Source organism: Pseudoduganella sp. R-31, assembly GCF_049913235.1.
Classification (GTDB): domain Bacteria; phylum Pseudomonadota; class Gammaproteobacteria; order Burkholderiales; family Burkholderiaceae_D; genus Rugamonas.
Genome location: NZ_CP183986.1, coordinates 5,379,561 through 5,396,388, shown reverse-complemented (window position 1 = coordinate 5,396,388; position 16,828 = coordinate 5,379,561). Strand labels below are relative to the sequence as shown.

Annotated in this window: 18 protein-coding genes; 12 read left to right on the top strand and 6 right to left on the bottom strand. The window is 63.1% G+C overall.

What is annotated here, in order from left to right:
- The first annotated feature begins 1 nt into the window (after window position 1).
- The 9 genes from eda to ACN9MY_RS24495 all read left to right on the top strand — a co-directional run bounded on the left by eda (window position 2) and on the right by ACN9MY_RS24495 (window position 6,798).
- Window positions 2-622, top strand: coding sequence for a bifunctional 4-hydroxy-2-oxoglutarate aldolase/2-dehydro-3-deoxy-phosphogluconate aldolase (gene eda / locus ACN9MY_RS24535; RefSeq protein WP_057261271.1), 621 nt, complete (start codon window positions 2-4; stop codon window positions 620-622).
- Window positions 622-1,134 (top strand): Rhs element Vgr protein, encoded by a 513-nt coding sequence (locus ACN9MY_RS24530; protein ID WP_426163637.1) that lies wholly within the window; start codon window positions 622-624, stop codon window positions 1,132-1,134. The genes eda and ACN9MY_RS24530 overlap by 1 nt, the downstream gene beginning before the upstream one ends.
- A gap of 26 nt (window positions 1,135-1,160) precedes the next feature.
- Window positions 1,161-1,769, top strand: a complete 609-nt coding sequence (locus ACN9MY_RS24525; protein WP_426163635.1) for an RDD family protein — start codon at window positions 1,161-1,163, stop codon at window positions 1,767-1,769.
- Window positions 1,770-1,862: 93 nt separating this feature from the next.
- Window positions 1,863-2,420 (top strand): cysteine hydrolase family protein, encoded by a 558-nt coding sequence (locus tag ACN9MY_RS24520; protein ID WP_426336270.1) that lies wholly within the window; start codon window positions 1,863-1,865, stop codon window positions 2,418-2,420.
- 22 nt (window positions 2,421-2,442) lie between these two features.
- The gene (locus ACN9MY_RS24515) at window positions 2,443-3,681 is read left to right on the top strand and encodes a DUF3667 domain-containing protein (RefSeq protein ID WP_426336269.1); all 1,239 of its coding nucleotides are present in this window, start codon (window positions 2,443-2,445) and stop codon (window positions 3,679-3,681) included.
- A complete protein-coding gene (locus tag ACN9MY_RS24510) occupies window positions 3,678-5,012 on the top strand; it encodes a hypothetical protein (protein WP_426336268.1) in 1,335 nt (444 codons plus the stop codon). Before ACN9MY_RS24515 ends, ACN9MY_RS24510 begins: the two co-directional genes overlap by 4 nt.
- On the top strand, window positions 5,006-6,061 hold the full coding sequence (locus ACN9MY_RS24505) for an acyl-CoA dehydrogenase (RefSeq protein ID WP_426336267.1): 1,056 nt from the start codon (window positions 5,006-5,008) through the stop codon (window positions 6,059-6,061). Before ACN9MY_RS24510 ends, ACN9MY_RS24505 begins: the two co-directional genes overlap by 7 nt.
- Window positions 6,058-6,438, top strand: coding sequence for a hypothetical protein (locus ACN9MY_RS24500; protein ID WP_426336266.1), 381 nt, complete (start codon window positions 6,058-6,060; stop codon window positions 6,436-6,438). The genes ACN9MY_RS24505 and ACN9MY_RS24500 overlap by 4 nt, the downstream gene beginning before the upstream one ends.
- A 9-nt stretch (window positions 6,439-6,447) precedes the next feature.
- The gene (locus tag ACN9MY_RS24495; RefSeq protein ID WP_426336265.1) at window positions 6,448-6,798 is read left to right on the top strand and encodes a DUF3147 family protein; all 351 of its coding nucleotides are present in this window, start codon (window positions 6,448-6,450) and stop codon (window positions 6,796-6,798) included.
- Between the two features lie 14 nt (window positions 6,799-6,812).
- Here the strand turns inward: ACN9MY_RS24495 and ACN9MY_RS24490 are convergent, their stop codons facing one another.
- The 3 genes from ACN9MY_RS24490 to ACN9MY_RS24480 are packed head-to-tail and all read right to left on the bottom strand — an operon-like array spanning window position 6,813 to window position 8,763.
- The gene (locus tag ACN9MY_RS24490) at window positions 6,813-7,769 is read right to left on the bottom strand and encodes a diguanylate cyclase domain-containing protein (protein WP_426163620.1); all 957 of its coding nucleotides are present in this window, start codon (window positions 7,767-7,769) and stop codon (window positions 6,813-6,815) included.
- Window positions 7,766-8,395, bottom strand: a complete 630-nt coding sequence (locus tag ACN9MY_RS24485) for a chemotaxis protein CheC (RefSeq protein ID WP_426163617.1) — start codon at window positions 8,393-8,395, stop codon at window positions 7,766-7,768. Before ACN9MY_RS24485 ends, ACN9MY_RS24490 begins: the two co-directional genes overlap by 4 nt.
- A gap of 2 nt (window positions 8,396-8,397) precedes the next feature.
- Entirely contained in the window at window positions 8,398-8,763 is a 366-nt protein-coding gene (locus ACN9MY_RS24480; protein WP_426163613.1) for a response regulator, read from the bottom strand.
- Between the two features lie 67 nt (window positions 8,764-8,830).
- Here ACN9MY_RS24480 and rpiA point away from each other — a divergent pair, with 67 nt between their 5' ends.
- Window positions 8,831-9,508 (top strand): ribose-5-phosphate isomerase RpiA, encoded by a 678-nt coding sequence (rpiA, locus tag ACN9MY_RS24475; RefSeq protein WP_426163610.1) that lies wholly within the window; start codon window positions 8,831-8,833, stop codon window positions 9,506-9,508.
- Window positions 9,509-9,529: 21 nt separating this feature from the next.
- Entirely contained in the window at window positions 9,530-9,892 is a 363-nt protein-coding gene (locus tag ACN9MY_RS24470) for a hypothetical protein (protein ID WP_426318931.1), read from the top strand.
- Between the two features lie 64 nt (window positions 9,893-9,956).
- Here ACN9MY_RS24470 and ACN9MY_RS24465 read toward each other — a convergent pair whose 3' ends face one another.
- Window positions 9,957-10,229 (bottom strand): oxidative damage protection protein, encoded by a 273-nt coding sequence (locus tag ACN9MY_RS24465; RefSeq protein ID WP_057261247.1) that lies wholly within the window; start codon window positions 10,227-10,229, stop codon window positions 9,957-9,959.
- Window positions 10,230-10,253: 24 nt separating this feature from the next.
- A complete protein-coding gene (gene argA, locus ACN9MY_RS24460) occupies window positions 10,254-11,564 on the bottom strand; it encodes an amino-acid N-acetyltransferase (RefSeq protein ID WP_426163605.1) in 1,311 nt (436 codons plus the stop codon).
- Between the two features lie 56 nt (window positions 11,565-11,620).
- Between argA and hrpA the strand changes: the two genes are divergently transcribed.
- Window positions 11,621-15,853, top strand: a complete 4,233-nt coding sequence (gene hrpA / locus ACN9MY_RS24455) for an ATP-dependent RNA helicase HrpA (RefSeq protein ID WP_426318929.1) — start codon at window positions 11,621-11,623, stop codon at window positions 15,851-15,853.
- On the opposite strand, the gene ACN9MY_RS24450 is transcribed toward hrpA, so the two are convergent.
- The gene (locus ACN9MY_RS24450; RefSeq protein WP_426318927.1) at window positions 15,813-16,820 is read right to left on the bottom strand and encodes a GlxA family transcriptional regulator; all 1,008 of its coding nucleotides are present in this window, start codon (window positions 16,818-16,820) and stop codon (window positions 15,813-15,815) included. The genes hrpA and ACN9MY_RS24450 overlap by 41 nt on opposite strands.
- Between the last annotated feature and the right edge of the window lie 8 nt (window positions 16,821-16,828).

Genomic DNA, 16,828 nt, shown 5'->3' with positions numbered 1-16,828 from the left:
TATGACCCTGCTCGAGATTATGCGTACTTCGGCCGTGATCCCTGTGATCGCGATTGACGACCCGGACCACGCCGTGCCGCTGGCGAAAGCCCTGGTGGCAGGCGGCATCCGCGTGCTGGAAGTGACCCTGCGGACCCAGCACGGCCTGGGCGCCATCCGCGCCATGAGCCAGGTGGAGGGCGCCATCGTCGGCGTCGGCACGCTGACCCAGCCTGAGGAATTTGCCGCTGCGCGCGATGCGGGTGCGGTGTTCGGCGTGTCGCCGGGCCTGACCGATGCGCTGATCGGCGCCGCCAAGTCCAGCGGTCTGCCCCTGCTGCCGGGCGTGATGACCCCCTCGGAAGTGATGAAGGCGCGCGAGCAGGGCTTCAAGCAACTGAAGCTGTTCCCGGCGGTTCCGGCCGGCGGCGTCGGCATGCTGAATGCGATTGCCGGCCCGTTGTCGGACGTGGTGTTCTGCCCGACCGGCGGCATTTCGCAAGATACGGCGCCTGCCTTCCTGTCGCTGAAGAACGTGGCTTGCGTGGGCGGTTCCTGGCTGACGCCGAAGGACGCCATGCAGGCGGGCGACTGGGACCGCATCACCGCCATCGCCAAGGCGGCCAGCGCACTGCGCCACTGATGGAAGTCATCGCCCGGCCGTTGACGTCGGGTGAGATCGCGCTGGCCCGGCTGGTGTTCGGCGGCGCGATCGACTACCAGCGGGTGCGCATCCACAACACCCGCTTCATTCCTTTCCTGCAGCGTAAAGACGTCTGCATCACGCCCAACGGCGAACTGTATTTCCATATCTCCCGCTACCGCCCGGACTTCTCGCTCGCTACCGAGGCGGAACAGCACTGGTTCATGCACGAGATGGCCCACGTATGGCAATACCAGCTTGGCTACCCCGTGATGTGGCGCGGCGCGATCCGGCTTGGCCTGAGCTATGACTACGAAGTGTCGCCCGAGCGGCGTTTGTGCGACTTCAATATGGAGGCGCAGGCCGAAATTCTGGCCGACTACTTCGCCATGGCCTGCCTGCACAAACAGGAGGCCGGCCTTTATCGCGACATGCTGCGCGATTTCCTGCGCGATCCCTCATCCCGCGACAACCTGCCGCGTATATTTTTTGCTAACAGTGTGCTATCGTAGTTGCTTTAAAGCACACGTTACCAGCCATGACCAATCCATACCAGGCACCAGTTGCCAACCTCGATCTCCCTGTGCAAGACGGCAGCAATGCAGACCCGCAGGTTGGCGGCTTCTGGCTGCGCGTTGCTGCCAAGCTTCTGGACTTCGTCATCATGCTGCCCTTGGTTGGGCTGACGTATTGGCTCAGCACCATTTCTCGCAGTTTCTACCTGTCCTGGATCGTTCCCGGCATCGTTACCGGCCTTCTCTACTCGGTCTACCTGGTGCGTCGCTATGGCGGCACGCCAGGCAAGCTCGTGATGAAGTTGCGCGTCCAGATGAAAGATGGTGCGCCAGTCTCGCTTACGGCAGCGTTGATTCGGGAAGCACCGGTGATGCTTCTGGGTGCCGTGATCAATCTGGGCCTTGGCCTCTCGGCCCTGTCGATGGATGACGCCACCTACCTGAACTACGGCTTCCTGGCGCGCAGCGAAGCCTTGATGGCATCGGGCCCTGGCTGGCTGACGGCGGTCAATTGGAGCATGCAGGGATGGACCTGGCTTGGTGCAATCGTCATGCTGCTGAATTCGCGCCGCCGCGCCGTGCATGACTTCCTGGCCGGCACCGTCGTCGTGAAACTGGAGCGAAAGAGCTGATGAGCGATTGGATTGCCGCCGCCGGCCCCCGGGGCTGTTGATTTGCCAATGATGTGATATCTTTATTGCCCCGTAGATTCCACATCACTCTCAATGCAGAACACTGCGCTGATCATCGTCGACATGCAGGTCGGCATGAGCTGGCCGGCGCCAGGCGAGCGTAACAACCATCAGGCGGAGCAGGTCATCGCCGGCCTGCTCGGGCGGTGGCGCGAGCACGGCGCCCCGGTAGTCCATATCCGCCATATGTCGCGCACTCCGGGATCGCCATTCTGGCCGGGCCAGCGAGGAGCTGAATTCCAGCCGGCGCTGGCCCCGGTTGCGGGCGAACACATCGTGGAAAAGAATGTGCCGGACGCCTTTATCAATACCGGGCTGGAACGCTGGCTGCATGCGCGCGGCATTTCGTCCGTGCTGGTGCTTGGCGTCAGCACCAATAATTCGGTAGAAGCGACAGCGCGTACGGCGGGCAACCTCGGCTTCAAGACGTATGTTGCAGCAGATGGCTGTTATGCCTATGCACAGACCGATTTCGACGGCGTGCGGCGCAGCCCGCAGGAAGTTCATGCAATGGCCTTGTCCAACCTGCACGGGGAATATGCCACCGTCATCCAGGCGCGGGACGCCATTTCACAATTACTATTCAAATAAGCGAGCGGGGAAAACGATGGGGATGGAGATCGAAGCAGCAGGCGACCTGGTGACAGCCAGCCTGGCGGCCAGGGAAGTTGAAGGCGATGCCGGCAAGACCGGCGAGCACGCCCACGGCGCAGCATGCGCCAACTGCGGCACGCCAGTCACCGCCAATTATTGCGGCAACTGCGGCCAGAAGGGCCACCTGCACAAATCCGTGCTGCATTTGGGCGAGGAGTTGATCCATGGCCTGCTTCACTTCGATACCAAGGGTTGGCGCACCTTGCCCTTGCTGGTTGCCCGCCCGGGCCAGCTGACGCGCCGCTACATCGACGGCCAGCGGACGCGCTTTGTATCGCCGCTGGCGCTGTTCCTGTTCATGATGTTCTTCATGTTCTTCGTCTTCTCGCTGACGATGGGCACCAGCTCCGGTCCGAGTACGGGCAAGGTCGTCGAAGGCAAGAATGGCAAGGCCGCATTCGAGCAGAAGATGAATGAAAAGATCTCCGACCAGAAACAGCTGATCGCCGAAGCAGAGGAAGAACTCAAGGAAGCTGAGCCAGGCACGGCGGAGGTGCCGAAGGCCCAACACCGGCTTGATGAAGCGAAGAAAACGCTCGACGGCCTGAATAGCGCCCTGGCAGCCGGCAAAGTTGCCATGACCGGCACCGCCAAGTTTACTGAAACGATCAAGCCCGCTGCCAGGGATACCGGCAAGGAGGCTGCGAGCGACGAGGGTAAGGAAAGCGCGGATACGAAAGAGCCGGGCATCATTCAGGAAATAGTTCAGGACGTTACCAAAGGGATGACCGACGCGGATGCGGCTGGCGGCAAGGACGCCAGGCATTCGAGCTCCGGCTGGATCGGCAAGGGCATCCGGCACGCTGTCGATAATCCTGAACTGGCCCAGTACAAGCTGAAGAACGCGGCCTACAAATACTCCTTCCTGCTGGTGCCGATCTCGCTACCATTCCTTTGGCTGATGTTCTTCTGGCGCCGTGGCGTCACGATGTATGACCACGCCGTGTTCTCGCTGTATTCGCTGTCGTTCATGTCGCTGCTGTTCACCCTTGTCGCGACCCTGAGCTACTTTGAATTCGGCGGCCTGGCAGGCTGCCTGTTCGCCTTCATCCCGCCGGTGCACATGTTCCTGCAATTGCGTGGCGCCTACGGCCTGTCGCGCTACGGCGCCTTGTGGCGCACCTGCTTCCTGCTGTTCATGACAGTCATTGTGCTGACCATGTACGCCCTGGTCGTGTTGGCGCTGTCTGCAACGTGAGCCTGTTTACGACACTCCAGCGCGACGATCCGGTACTTCAGGCCAGCGCTTGCACCAGCCTTGAAGAATTGAAGGCTTTGCTGGCCCAGCGATCGGGGTATGCGCGCGAAGCTGCGATTGACAGGGTGATGGCTTTAGGCGGTGACGGTGCGATACCGGCCATCATGCCCCGTTTGAACGATTTCGTGCCGGAGGTACGCGCCGCTGCACGCCGGGCTATACAGGCCTTACTGCCATCCGCCGGACACGAAGACTTGCTGGCGGTCGTCGGATTCACATGGCGGTTACGCCATTTCTCAAGGCTGAATCATTCTGCCTGGATTTCCAGCGCGCAGGCCGAACTTGCCCGCCGGCTCACGTTCGATCAATTGCGTGAAGCCTTATGCTCGCGCCATCCCATGGTCGCTCGCGGCAGTTTCTTCATGCTCCTGGAGCGTGAACTCATCCCGCGCGTTGAACTGTTGACCCTTGCTGTCGAATCGGGCAAGGACATCGTCATGTCGCGCCAGGCTGCCGTGTTGGCCCTGTCGCTTCTAGAAGAAGACCGGATTGCCGTCTTGCGGGGCGGCATGAAATCCCATTTCGGCGTGGTCCGCACCCATGCCTTGCGCGGCCTGCTGGGGTGTGCTCCCGACGCGGCGGAAATTGCCCGCGGCGCTTTGCTGGACCCGCAAGGGTCGGCAAGGTCTCTCGCCCAGTACTATTTGCGCAGCAATGGAGTGGATCTCGCGCCTTATTATCGTGAGCTCCTGCAGGACAGGCACGCCAGGACCAATCAGGCCTGCATGGCCCTTGCCGCACTGGGAAGCATGGGAGGGGCGGGGGATATCGCCTTGTTGCGGGAGATGAGCGAGTCGCCGTTCCCATCGATACGCGGCGCTGCATTTCTCGCGTGGCTGAAATTGGCCCCCTCTGACAAGGATGCAATCGCGCTTGCGGCGCTTTCTGACGAGGGGCGCGCGAATCGCAGGCTGGCGGCGCAGATGGCGACACGGCAAGGCGCGTACGTTCCCTTTGAACGAGTAAAGGAAGTCTTGCGCGACAAGGCGGATCTATCAATCTTGCTGGCTTTTGCGCGCCTGAGGAAGTGGGATTGGCTGGAGACGATTGCGCTTGAGGCGGCGCAAGCCGAGCGAGGAAGCATGGCGTGGGACGCGCTGCATATTAATATGGTGCGTTGGCTGGCGCATGCCGGCCATTCTTACGAGCGCCCGGACGAGCGGCAGCGAGATCGCCTGCTCGCCCCCGGAATGGTGCAAGCGCTGGAACGGCTGTTTGACGGAAGCAGGGACGTCTTGCACTACGAGCTGGATTTAATCGCGAAATGTTGAATGAGCAGCAGAAGAACTTGATTGCCGGCGATGCCGCCGGCGCTGAAGCAGCTGGGTTCCTGCTGCCCGGCCAGCAGGCGCTGGTCCACCGGCAGGGCTGGCTGAAGATGCTAGCGCCGCGCGCCGCGGGTGGGGCGGAGATGCCCTTGCCGCAAGTGGTCCGACTGGAAGAGGCGATTGCGGAAGCGGATGGCAGCATGGGGTGGGTGGTCACCCTGTGCGCCGGCGCCGGCTGGTTTGCCGGCTTCCTGCCGCCCGAAACGGCGCGCGAAATCATCTCGACCCCGGATGTTTGCCTCGCAGGCAGCGGCGCACCGACCGGTTTCGCCGACAAGGAAGGCGAAGGTTATCGCATTGCCGGGCGCTGGGACATCGCCAGCGGAGCACCAATGGCGACGCATTTCACGCTCAATGCAGTGTTGCGCGAGAACGGCCAGGCTCTGGCCGGGGAAGATGGTGCGCCGCGGATACGCGCTTTTATCGTGCCTGCCGCGCAAGTGGTGGTTGAGCCGACCTGGCGCAGCTTTGGCATGAAGGGCACTGCGTCGCACAGCTACCGCGTCGAAGGGGCCTGGGTGCCGGCAAGCTCCGGCTTCACGATTGATCCCGCTCATGCAACGGCGCCAGGTACCCTGTATCGCTTCCCCTTCATGTTGCTGGCGTGGGTGACTTTGGCGGCCAACCTGTCCGGCTTGGCGCGCCACTTCCTGCAGCTGGCACAGGAGACCGTTGCTGCGCGCCGCCAGCCGTCGGCCAGTGCGCAGGACGCGGTGGCGCAAGCTGCCGTGGCGCTGGAAGGCGCCCGTGAACGCATGTACGCCCTGCTTGACCAGGCCTGGGCGCAGGCAGAGGGCGAGATAGGCAGCATTGCCGGGGAGCTTGACGCCCAGCTGCGCGAGGCATCGATGGCGCTGGTGCTTTCTGCGCGCCGGTCGGTGGGCGATACTTATCCTTATTGCGGCTTGCGTGCCGCGCAAGAAGACTCCGACATCAACCGCGTCTGGCGCGATTTTCATACCGCCAGCCAGCATGCCTTGTTCACACCATGATCGAGTTCCTGTTTGAGCTGATTGGCGAGATCATCGTCCAGTTCATCGCCGAAGCGGCAGCGGAGGCAGGCATGCATTCGCTGTCCGATGCGCGCAGCTACAAGGCCAACCCGTGGCTGGCAGGCGTTGGCTATGCCTTGTTCGGCGCCATTGCCGGCGGAATAACGCTTTGGCTGCTGCCGGATCACCTGGTACGCAACGAAGTCCTGCGCAAGGTTAACTTGCTGGTCACCCCGCTGGCTGCCGGCGGCTTGATGTGCCTGATGGGGGCCTGGCGCGTGCGCCGCGGCGACACCCTGCTGCGCATCGACCGCTTCGCATATGGCTATGTCTTTGCGCTGTCCCTGGCGCTGGTTCGTTTTGTTTTTGCACGGTAGGAGGGCATCATGGCCTGGCTGATCTTCAAATACCTGGTCACGGCAGGCGTCGTGGTTGCGGTGTCGGAGTTTGCAAAACGCAGCGACCGCCTGGGCGGCTTGATCGCTGCGCTGCCGATGGTGACCGTGCTGGCGCTGGTCTGGCTGTACGTTGAACGGCAACCGCAGGAAAAGATCGCCAACCACGCCTGGTACACCTTCTGGTATGTGGTGCCAACGCTGCCGATGTTCCTGGTCTTCCCGTGGCTGCTGCCGCGCCTGGGGTTCTGGCCGACGCTGGGCGCGAGCGTGCTGCTGACGATTGCCTGCTTTGCCCTGTTTGCCGCGTGCGTGCGGCGCTTCGGCATCGAACTGCTCTGATCAGGCCGATGCGCTCATAACGAGTGCACCCGGTTGCGGCCGCATGCCTTGGCCTGGTAGAGGGCGCGGTCGGCTGCGTTGATCAGGTCATACACTTCGCCGGCATTGCTGCTGTCGCTGCTGGCAACGCCGATGCTGATGGTGACGATGCGTTCATCCGTGCGCGAGGCCTGGTGCGGAATGCGCAAGTCGCGCACTTTGCGGCACATGGCGTTGGCCATCATCACCGCTGCATCGGCGGGCGTGTCGGGCAGGATTACCGCGAATTCTTCACCGCCGTAGCGCGCGAACAGGTCGGCCGGGCGCTGCTGCATGGTCGATAGCGCGGAAGCCACAGCTTCCAGGCAGGCATCGCCTTGCTGGTGACCGTAATGGTCGTTATAGGCTTTGAAATAGTCGATGTCGAGCATCATCAGCGACAGCGGCGTGCCCATGCGCCGCGCGCGCCGGGTTTCGCGGTCGATCGCCATGTCGAAGTGGCGGCGGTTGGCGACGCCGGTCAGGTCGTCCAGCAAGGTTTGCGAGCGCAAGGCTACGGCCTGTTCGCGCAGCAGGTTCTCGCGCTGTACCGCGGCTGTCACGTCACTGACCTGGATCAGGCAATAGCGTTCGTTGTTGCCCAGGTTGAGCGGCGTGACCGTGATCTGCTGCTGCATGCGCTCGCCTTTTTCGGCGGCGGACTTGTTGGCGTAGAGCGGCAATGGCCAGCGATTCAGGGTTTGCGACAGCAGGGAAGGCAGGTTGTTGCGCAGCGCCTGGCCGATGGCCGCCTCCAGCCGCTTGCCGCGCTGCTCGGGGAACAGGTCGAAGAAGCTGCGTTCCAGCGTTTCGGGGCCCAATACGCCGGAGTGCTGGTCCATCCAGCGGTTCCACAACACTACGCGTTCGCTGGCGTCGAGGACCAGGGTACCCACGTCGATGCAATCGATAACGCCCTGCAGGAGCGGCAGGGACTCGATCGAAGATTTCATGGCTGCGCTCCGCCGATGGACCGGTCGAGGAAGTTTGCCACATGCTGCTTCAGGTCGTGCAGCGCCGTCATGTCCATGATGAAGGCGACGTCCCCGGCAATCTGCTGGCGCTCGATGACAAATTCGATATGCAGCATCAGCACCGCGGTTTCGCCGCTGCCGGCCAGCGCCAGGATCTCTTCGCCGTAGCCGAGGTGGTAATCCGGCAGCGAGCCATGCAGCTCGTGGCCGAGCAGGTTGGCCAGCGACCCGACGCAGCTGTTCAGCAGGATATTGCCGATCTCGCTCATCGCCTCCTGTTCCATGGCCGACAGTTCAGCCAGCGGCATCGCTTCGCCCACCATCAGGCGCACGATTTCCTGGCTCTTCTCTTCCGGGAACATCAGGATCGCTTCGGTGTCGAAGGCGCCGCTGTAGTGCTGGCTGATGCCGCACAGGCGGCCGTTGCCGGTGCTGCGGCTGGCCAGCAATTTGGCGGCGGAGGCACGGGTGAGGAAGCTGATGGCAGGCACCGACATGGTGACCGTTTCGTTGACGATCTCGCTCATGGCGGCAGCAGCCTGGCCGACGCCAATATTGAACAGCTCGACGAGGGCGTCGTGCTCCAGTTCGGTGAGCCGGACCATGGTCAGGCTTCCAGCGGCGCAATCAGCTGCGCAATGCGCTCGGCGGTAATCGGTTTTTCCATGAAACCCACGCCGATTTCTTCCGCCCGCTGGCGGGTTGCGGCCTGGACATTGGCAGTCAGCAAGGAAATGTGGGCATTGGGCAGCATGGCACGCAGCGCGGCGGCGGCATCAACGCCATTCATGCCCGGCATGTTCACGTCCAGCAAGACCAGGTCGGGCTGCAATCCCTGGGCCTTGGCGATCGCTTCGTCGCCGTTGGCGGCTTCTTCCACCACCCAGTCGGCATGGCGCACCTGGATGTGCTGGCGCGTCAGCATGCGCGACACGCGGCTGTCATCCACGATTAATACGGTACTTGGCTTCATGTCGTTTTTCCCGGCTTAGTTGGCAGTTCGGATAAAATAGGCAACCTTTATTGAATCCATTGTAACTATGACGCAAGACAAATTGAAACAGGCTGTTGCTATTTCGGCGATCGAGTATGTGATCGACGGCGAAATCATCGGCGTTGGCACCGGTTCCACTGCGAATTTCTTCATTGATGAACTGGGCAAGATCAAGCACCGCATCAAGGGGGCTGTTGCCTCGTCGGAAGCGACTGCAGCGCGCCTGGCCGGTCACGGCATTCCTGTCTACGATCTTAACGAGGTTTCGGAAATCGCGGTGTACATTGACGGCGCCGACGAGATCAATGCGGCAGGCCACATGATCAAAGGCGGCGGCGCGGCATTGACCCGCGAAAAGATCGTGGCCTCGGTATCGAAGCAATTCGTCTGCATCGCCGATGGTTCCAAACTGGTAGAAACGCTGGGCAAGTTCCCGCTGCCGGTGGAAGTGCTGCCGATGGCCCGTAACGCGGTGATGCGCCAGCTGGCGGCCCTGGGCGGCCAGCCGAAGGTGCGTACCAAGGCCGGTTCCGACGAGATCTTCGTGACCGACAATGGCGGCAATATCATCGACGTAGCAGGCATGTCGATTACCGATCCGGTCGCGCTGGAAACCCGTATCAACCAGATCGTCGGCGTGGTCGCCGTTGGCCTGTTCGCTGCCCGTGGCGCCAATGTGTGCCTGCTGGGTACTCCCGACGGCGTGCGCACCGTCAAATACTGATTCTTCCCTTAGAAAGAACCCATGAAACGACTGTTCCTGCTATTGCTTGCTGCTGGTGTACTGAGTGCTTGTGCAACCAAAAAACAGGTGGCCCAGGCGCCTGTGAAGCGTAAATCTGTGCTGGAGGCGGAAGCTATTGCCAAGCGATCGATGATCGATGGCGTGCCGGTGGAAAAGGTGGAATTCCGCCCAGGTATTTCCTCGGCAACGGTGGAGCGCCTGGCGAATGCGGAAGAATGCCGCGGCGGTCGCGGGGCAGGGCTGGTGACTGAGCGTGGCCCGGTGGAGATTTACCGGATGTCTTGCGCCAACGGCAAGGTATTCATGGCGCGCTGCGAACTGCGCCAGTGCAAGCCGATGAATGGGGATGTGGCAAGCCGCTAAATTAAATGGGGGCGTACCCCATTTAATTAGCAACTGAATAAATGGGGTATGTCCCCATTTAATGTCAGGCCGAAGGCGGCACGTAGCCGGCTGCCTGGTCGGCGCCTTCGCCGAAGAAATGTTTCTCCATTTGCGCTGCCAGGTATTTGCGCGCGCGCACGTCCGCCAGGTTCAGGCGGTTTTCGTTGACCAGCATGGTCTGGTGCTTGATCCAGGCAGCCCAGGCTTCCTTGGAGACGGATTCATAAATGCGCTTGCCCAGCTCGCCCGGATAAGGCGGGAAGTCCAGGCCTTCGGCTTCCTTGTTCAGTTTGATGCAGTGGACGGTACGTGCCATCTTCGGTGCTCCTAAAAAAATCGATTATAAGGTCTTGATCAAGACTTGCGACTTGCGCTGCCAGTTGTAGAGGCGCTGGCGGTCTTTCGGCAGCGCGTCGACAGTGGCGGGAGCAAAGCCGCGCTTGATGAACCAGTGCGCGGTGCGGGTGGTCAGCACGAACAGCTTGCTGATGCCCTGCGCCCGGGCGCGGTTTTCCATGTGTTTGAGAATACGCTCGCCGTCGCCCTGGGCTTGCACGTCAGGGTTGACAGTCAGGCATGCCATTTCGGCCATTTTTTCTTCCGGGAAGACGTACAGCGCTGCGCAGCCGAAGATCACGCCGTCGTGCTCGATGACCGAGAACATCTCGATCTCGCGTTCGATCAGTTCGCGGCCGCGCTTGACCAGGGTGCCGTCGGCTTCCAGCGGTTCGATCAGCTTGATGATGCCGCCCACGTCTTCAATGGTGGCCGGGCGCAGCGACTCCAAGTTCTCGTGCGAGATCATGGTGCCCACGCCATCGTGGGTGAACAGCTCGAGCAGGGCCGAGCCGTCCATCGCGAACGGCACGATGTGGGCACGCTCGACGCCGTTGTTGCAGGCCTTGACGCAGTGCTTCAGGTAGTAGGCGGTGGCGTCGGGCAGGAAGCCTGCCTGCAGCACGGCTTCGGCCTGGTGCGAGGACAGCTCGCGGATTTCGGTGCCGCCGGCGTCGGTCATCATCTCGGTTTCGGTGATGAAGACCAGCTTGTCGGCGTGCAGGGCGATGGCGGCGGTGCAGGCCACGTCTTCCATCGTCAGGTTGAAGGTTTCGCCGGTCGGGGAGAAGCCCAGTGGGGACAGCAGCACCACGCCGTCCGAGCCCATGATGGAGTGGATCGTTTCCGCGTCCACCTTGCGGGTCAGGCCGGTCAGCTCGAAGTCGACGCCGTCGATCACGCCCAGCGGGCGTGCGGTGATGAAGTTGCCGGAAATGATACGGATCGCGGCATGCGACATCGGCGTATTCGGCAAGCCCTGGCTGAAAGCGGCCTCGATGTCGAGGCGCAGTTCGCCGGCTGCTTCCTTGGCGCATTCCATGGCGGCCGTGTCGGTGATGCGCACGCCGTTGTGGAAGCGGCCTTCCACGTTTCGCAGGGCGAGCTGCTCGGCGACCTGGGGGCGCGAGCCGTAAACCACGGTGACGTTGATGTCCAGCGCGTGCAGCAGGGACAGGTCGTGGGCCAGCACCGGGAGGGCGCCAGCAGCAACCAGTTCACCAGGGAAAGCGACCACGAAGGTCTTGCCGCGGAAGGCATGGACGTAGGGGGCGACGGAGCGCAGCCAGGAGACGAATTGGATAGGGTTTTCCATTATTCGCGCATTATAATGCGCTGCGCGGTTTTCGCGCCCAATCTATGTAAAAAACGATGTCTGAAGCAAGCAAGAAGAATCCTCTCCAGCAACCAGCAGGCCAGCGGCCGCAAGGCGAACAACGCCGCCCGGCAAGCCAGCCTGGCCAACAGGCGCGCCGCGCGCCCGCGCAGCCGCCCGCTGGCGCTACCCAGCGCCGCGAAGGCCGCCAGGAAGGCGCACGCCCGGCGCAGGCCGAAGGACGCCGCGAGGCGCCACGTCCGCAGCAGCGTGGAGAGGGCGCGGAGGAGCGCCGTGGCGAACGCCGCGAGCGCGAAACTCCTGAACAGCGCGCGGCCCGCGAGGCCGCGGCAGCGTTCCGCAATCCGCTGCCGCCGATCACCTTCCCCGAAGACTTGCCGGTTTCTGGCCGCCGCGCGGAAATCGCGGAAGCCCTGACCAAGCATCAGGTGGTCATCGTCTCCGGCGAAACCGGCTCCGGTAAAACCACCCAGCTGCCGAAGATCTGCCTGGAATTGGGGCGGGGCCAGAAAGGCCTGATCGGCCACACGCAGCCGCGCCGCATCGCCGCCTCGTCCACCGCGAAACGCATTGCCGTCGAACTGGGCTCCCCGCTGGGCGAGCACGTCGGCTACAAGGTGCGCTTCAACGATACCCTGAGCAAGGGCGCCTCGGTCAAGCTGATGACCGACGGTATCCTGCTGGCCGAAACCCAGACCGACCCGCTGCTGAAGGCTTACGACACGATCATCATCGACGAAGCCCACGAACGCAGCCTGAACATCGACTTCCTGCTTGGCTACCTGAAGCAGATCCTGCCGCGCCGCCCGGACCTGAAGGTGATCATCACCTCGGCAACCATCGACGCTGAACGCTTCGCCCGCCACTTCACGCAGGAGGGCAAGCCGCCGGTGCCGGTGATCGAGGTCTCCGGCCGCCTGTACGCCGTGGAAGTGCGCTACCGCCCCGTGGAGCGCGACCAGGTCGCGGCGCCCGGCGCGCAGCAAGGCGCCGACGCCAAGGGCGCACGCACTGCCGCCGCGCGCGACAAGCGCGACCTGATGGAAGCCATTGTCGACGGCGTCGATGAAGTCTGCCGCATCGGCAGCGGCGACGTGCTGGTGTTCCTGCCCGGCGAACGCGAAATCCGCGACGCCGCCGAAGCACTGCGCAAGCACCACCCGCCGCACGTGGAAATCCTGCCGCTGTTTGCCCGCCTGTCGGTGGAAGAGCAGGACCGCGTGTTCCGCACCACCAACGCGCGCCGCATCGTGCTGGCGACCAACGTGGCTGAAACCTCGCTGACCGTGCCGGGCATCCGCTACGTGGTGGACGCCGGCCTGGCGCGCGTGAAGCGCTACAGCTACCGCAACAAGGTCGAGCAACTGCAGATCGAGCCGGTGGCGCAGTCGGCGGCCAACCAGCGGGCCGGCCGCTGCGGCCGCGTGGCCGATGGCGTCTGTATCCGCCTGTACGACGAGCAGGACTTCCTGCAGCGCCCAAAGTTCACCGACCCGGAAATCCTGCGCTCCTCGCTGGCCTCCGTCATCCTGCGCATGAAGTCCCTGCACCTGACGGACGTCGAGAGCTTCCCCTTCATCGAGCCGCCGCTGGGCCGCGCGATTGCAGACGGCTACCAACTGCTGCAGGAACTGGGCGCAGTCGACGACGACAACGCCCTGACCCCGCTGGGCCGCAAGCTGGCCAAGCTGCCGCTCGACCCGCGCGTGGGCCGCATGATCCTGGCCGCTCAGGAGTACCACTGCCTGACCGAAGTGCTGATCGTCGCTTCCGCCTTGTCGGTACAGGACCCGCGCGACCGTCCGGTCGAGCACCAGCAGGCTGCCGACGAAGCGCACAAGAAGTTCGCCGACGAAAAGTCGGAGTTCCTCAGCTACCTGAAAATCTGGAAGTGGTTCGAGAACGCCATCGAGCACAAGAAGTCCAATCGCCAGTTGATGGATTCGTGCCGCGCCACCTTCCTGAACCAGCTGCGCCTGCGCGAGTGGCGCGACGTACACTCGCAACTGCTCACCATCGTGAAAGAGCAGGGCTGGCGCACCAACGAGCTGCCGGCCACCTACGACCAGCTGCATATGGCGCTGCTGACCGGCCTGCTGGGCAATATCGGCTTCAAGGGCGAGGATGAACAGGGCGGCGCCTACCTTGGCGCGCGCGGCATCAGGTTCCACGTCTGGCCGGGTTCGCACCTGTCGAAGAAGCCGGGCAAGTGGATTGTCTCCGCCGAACTGGTGGAAACCACGCGCCTGTACGCGCGCTGCGTGGCGCGCATCGAGCCGGAATGGATCGAGAAGATCGGCGGCCACCTGCTGAAGAAGTCCTGGGGTGAGCCGCGCTGGGAGAAGCGTCCCGCGCAGGTCACCGCATCTGAACGGGCCACCCTGTACGGCCTGGTGGTCTACAGCCAGCGCCGTATCAACTACGGGCAGAAGAATCCGGTGGAAGCGCGCGAGATCTTCATCCGTGATGCGCTGGTCGGTGGCGATTACGACACCCGTGCACCGTTCTTCGCACACAATCACAAGCTGGTGCGCGAAATCGAAAACCTCGAACACAAGTCGCGCCGCCAGGACGTGCTGGTGGATGACCAGTTGATTGAGGCGTTCTACGACGAGCAGATTCCCGTCGACGTGGTGAACGGCGCCGGTTTTGAGAAATGGTACAAGGATGCTTCCGTCGACAATCCGAAGCTGCTGTACCTGATCCGCGACGACTTGATGCGCCATGAAGCGGCCGGCATCACGACCGACCTGTTCCCGAAAAAGATGATGGCGGCCGGGCTGGAGATGCAGCTTTCCTACCATTTCGAGCCGGGCACGCCGCGCGACGGCGTCACGCTCACGGTGCCGCTGTATGCCCTGAACCAGCTTTCGCGCGAGCGCTGTGAATGGCTGGTGCCGGGCATGCTGAAGGAGAAGGTGCACCTGCTGCTCAAGACCCTGCCGCAAAAGCAGCGCCGCCACATGGTGCCGCTGCCGGACTACGCAGCGAAATTCTGCGAACGCACAGAGTTCGCGCGCGGCGACCTGATTGACGCGATCATTGCCGACATCCGCAAGCAGATCACGATCAGTGTGCTGACTTCCGACTTCAAGCCGGAACAACTGCCGGCGCATCACTTCATGAATTTCAAGGTGGTGGATGAGCATGGCCGCCAGCTCGACATGGGACGCAACCTGGCCACGCTGCAGGCGGAATACGGCTTGCAGGCGCGCCAGAGCTTCCAGCGCATGGCGGAAGGCGGCAACACGCCTGCCTCCGCCGCGCAACTCGCACAACTTGCGGGCGGCGGCATCGGCAGCGGCGGCAGCGCCAAGCCAAAGCACGGCGGCATCGCAGCCGATGCTGCGCGCGGCGCAAGCCCGGCCAAGGCCCCTGCAAGTGTGCCATCTGCTGCCGCGCCAAGCCCGGCTTCGCAGCACACCAATATCACCACCTGGAGCTTTGGCGAGTTGCCGGAGCTGCTGGAAATCACGCAAGGAAAGCTAAGCCTGATCGGCTTCCCTGCGCTGGTTGACAAAGGCACGCACTGCGACCTGGAAGTGTTCGACGACCCGAACGTCGCCGCGCGCACTCACCGCATCGGGCTGCGCCGCCTGTTCATGCTGCAGATGCGCGACCAGATCAAGTTCGTCGAGAAATCGATCCCCAACCTGCAGCAGATGGGCATGCAGTTCATGTCCATGGGCACGCAGGAAGAGCTGCGCGACCAGATCATCGCCAAGGCCATCGACATCGCCTGCCTGCAGGACCCGCTGCCGGTAGACGAAGCGAGCTTCATCAAGCGCAAGGACGAGGGCAAGTCGCGCATCGTATTGCTGGTGAACGAGATCGCCCGTCTTGTGTCGCAAGTGCTGACCGAATACCACGGACTGCCCAAGCGCCTGCAAGGCATCAACCAGCAGGTGGCGCAGGACATGCAGCAGCAACTGCAAGGCCTGGTGCACAAGCGCTTCCTGATCGAGAACGAGTTCTCGCAGCTGTCGCACTTCCCGCGCTACCTGAAGGCGATGAACGTGCGCCTGGAAAAGCTGCGCGCCGATGCGGCGCGCGACGCCAAGGCCATGGCCGAGTGGAACCAGGCCGCGGCGCCTTACCAGCGCCTGATGCGCGACAAGTCGGCCGGCAAGAACACCGACCCGAAACTGGTCGAGTACCGCTGGATGCTGGAAGAGTTGCGCGTATCGCTGTTCGCTCAGGAGCTGCGGACACCCATGCCGGTGTCCGTCAAGCGACTGATGAAGGTGTGGGAGTCGATGCAGCGCTGAAGCGCTTGCGATACTCGCCCGGGCTGGTGCCAAGGCGGCGCAGGAATACGCGCCGCAGGTTCTGTTCGCTACCGTGTCCGGTAGCGGCGGCGATTGCCTTGACCGGCTGCGTTGTGTCTTCCAGCGCGCGCCGCGCCGCCTCCAGCCGCATGGATTCCACCATGGCGGCCGGCGTGGAGCCGGTCTGCGCCACATAAGCGCGCGCAAAGGTGCGCGCGCTCATTGCTGCCTGTTCCGCCAGGCGTTCGACCGAAAGGTCTGCGTGAAGGTTGGCGCCCATCCAGGCATGCAGTTCCGCAAACCGGCCGTCTTCCCGCGCTTGCGCTGAGAGGGGGGCGCTGAATTGAGACTGGCCGCCGGCGCGCTTCATGAACACCACCATTTGCCTGGCCGTCTCGATGGCAACGCGGTGGCCGTAGTCTTCTTCGATCAATGCCAGCGCCAGGTCGATGCCGGCGCTGACGCCTGCCGAGGACCATATCTGGCCGTCGCGGATGTAGATCTTGTCCTCGTCCACCTGTACCAGGGGATGCTGGCGCCGCAGGCGTCCGACCCACTCCCAATGCGTTGCCACGCGACGCCCGTCCAGCAAGCCGGTAGCGGCCAGCATGAATGCGCCGGTGCAGACCGATGCCAGGCGCCGCACGGACGGAGCGCGCTGGCGTATCCAGTTCACCAGTACCGGCGGGGCAAAGTAGGTGTCCCCAGGGCAGCCGCCTGCCACCAGCAAGGTGTCGATATCGGTTGTTTCAAGCGAGGAAATGGGGACCGTGCTGCAGGCCAGCCCGGCGCTGCTGGTGACCAGGCCGCCGTCGGCGGAGGCGACGATGAGTTCATACAAGGGCGGTCCGCCGGCCGAGTGGCGGCGGGCGGCGCTGGCGAAAGCCTGCAGCGGACCGGTAAGGTCCAGCAGGTTCATGCCTTCATATGCGAGCAGGACGACGTGGCGGGAACGAGGAGGCGGCATGCCGCCAG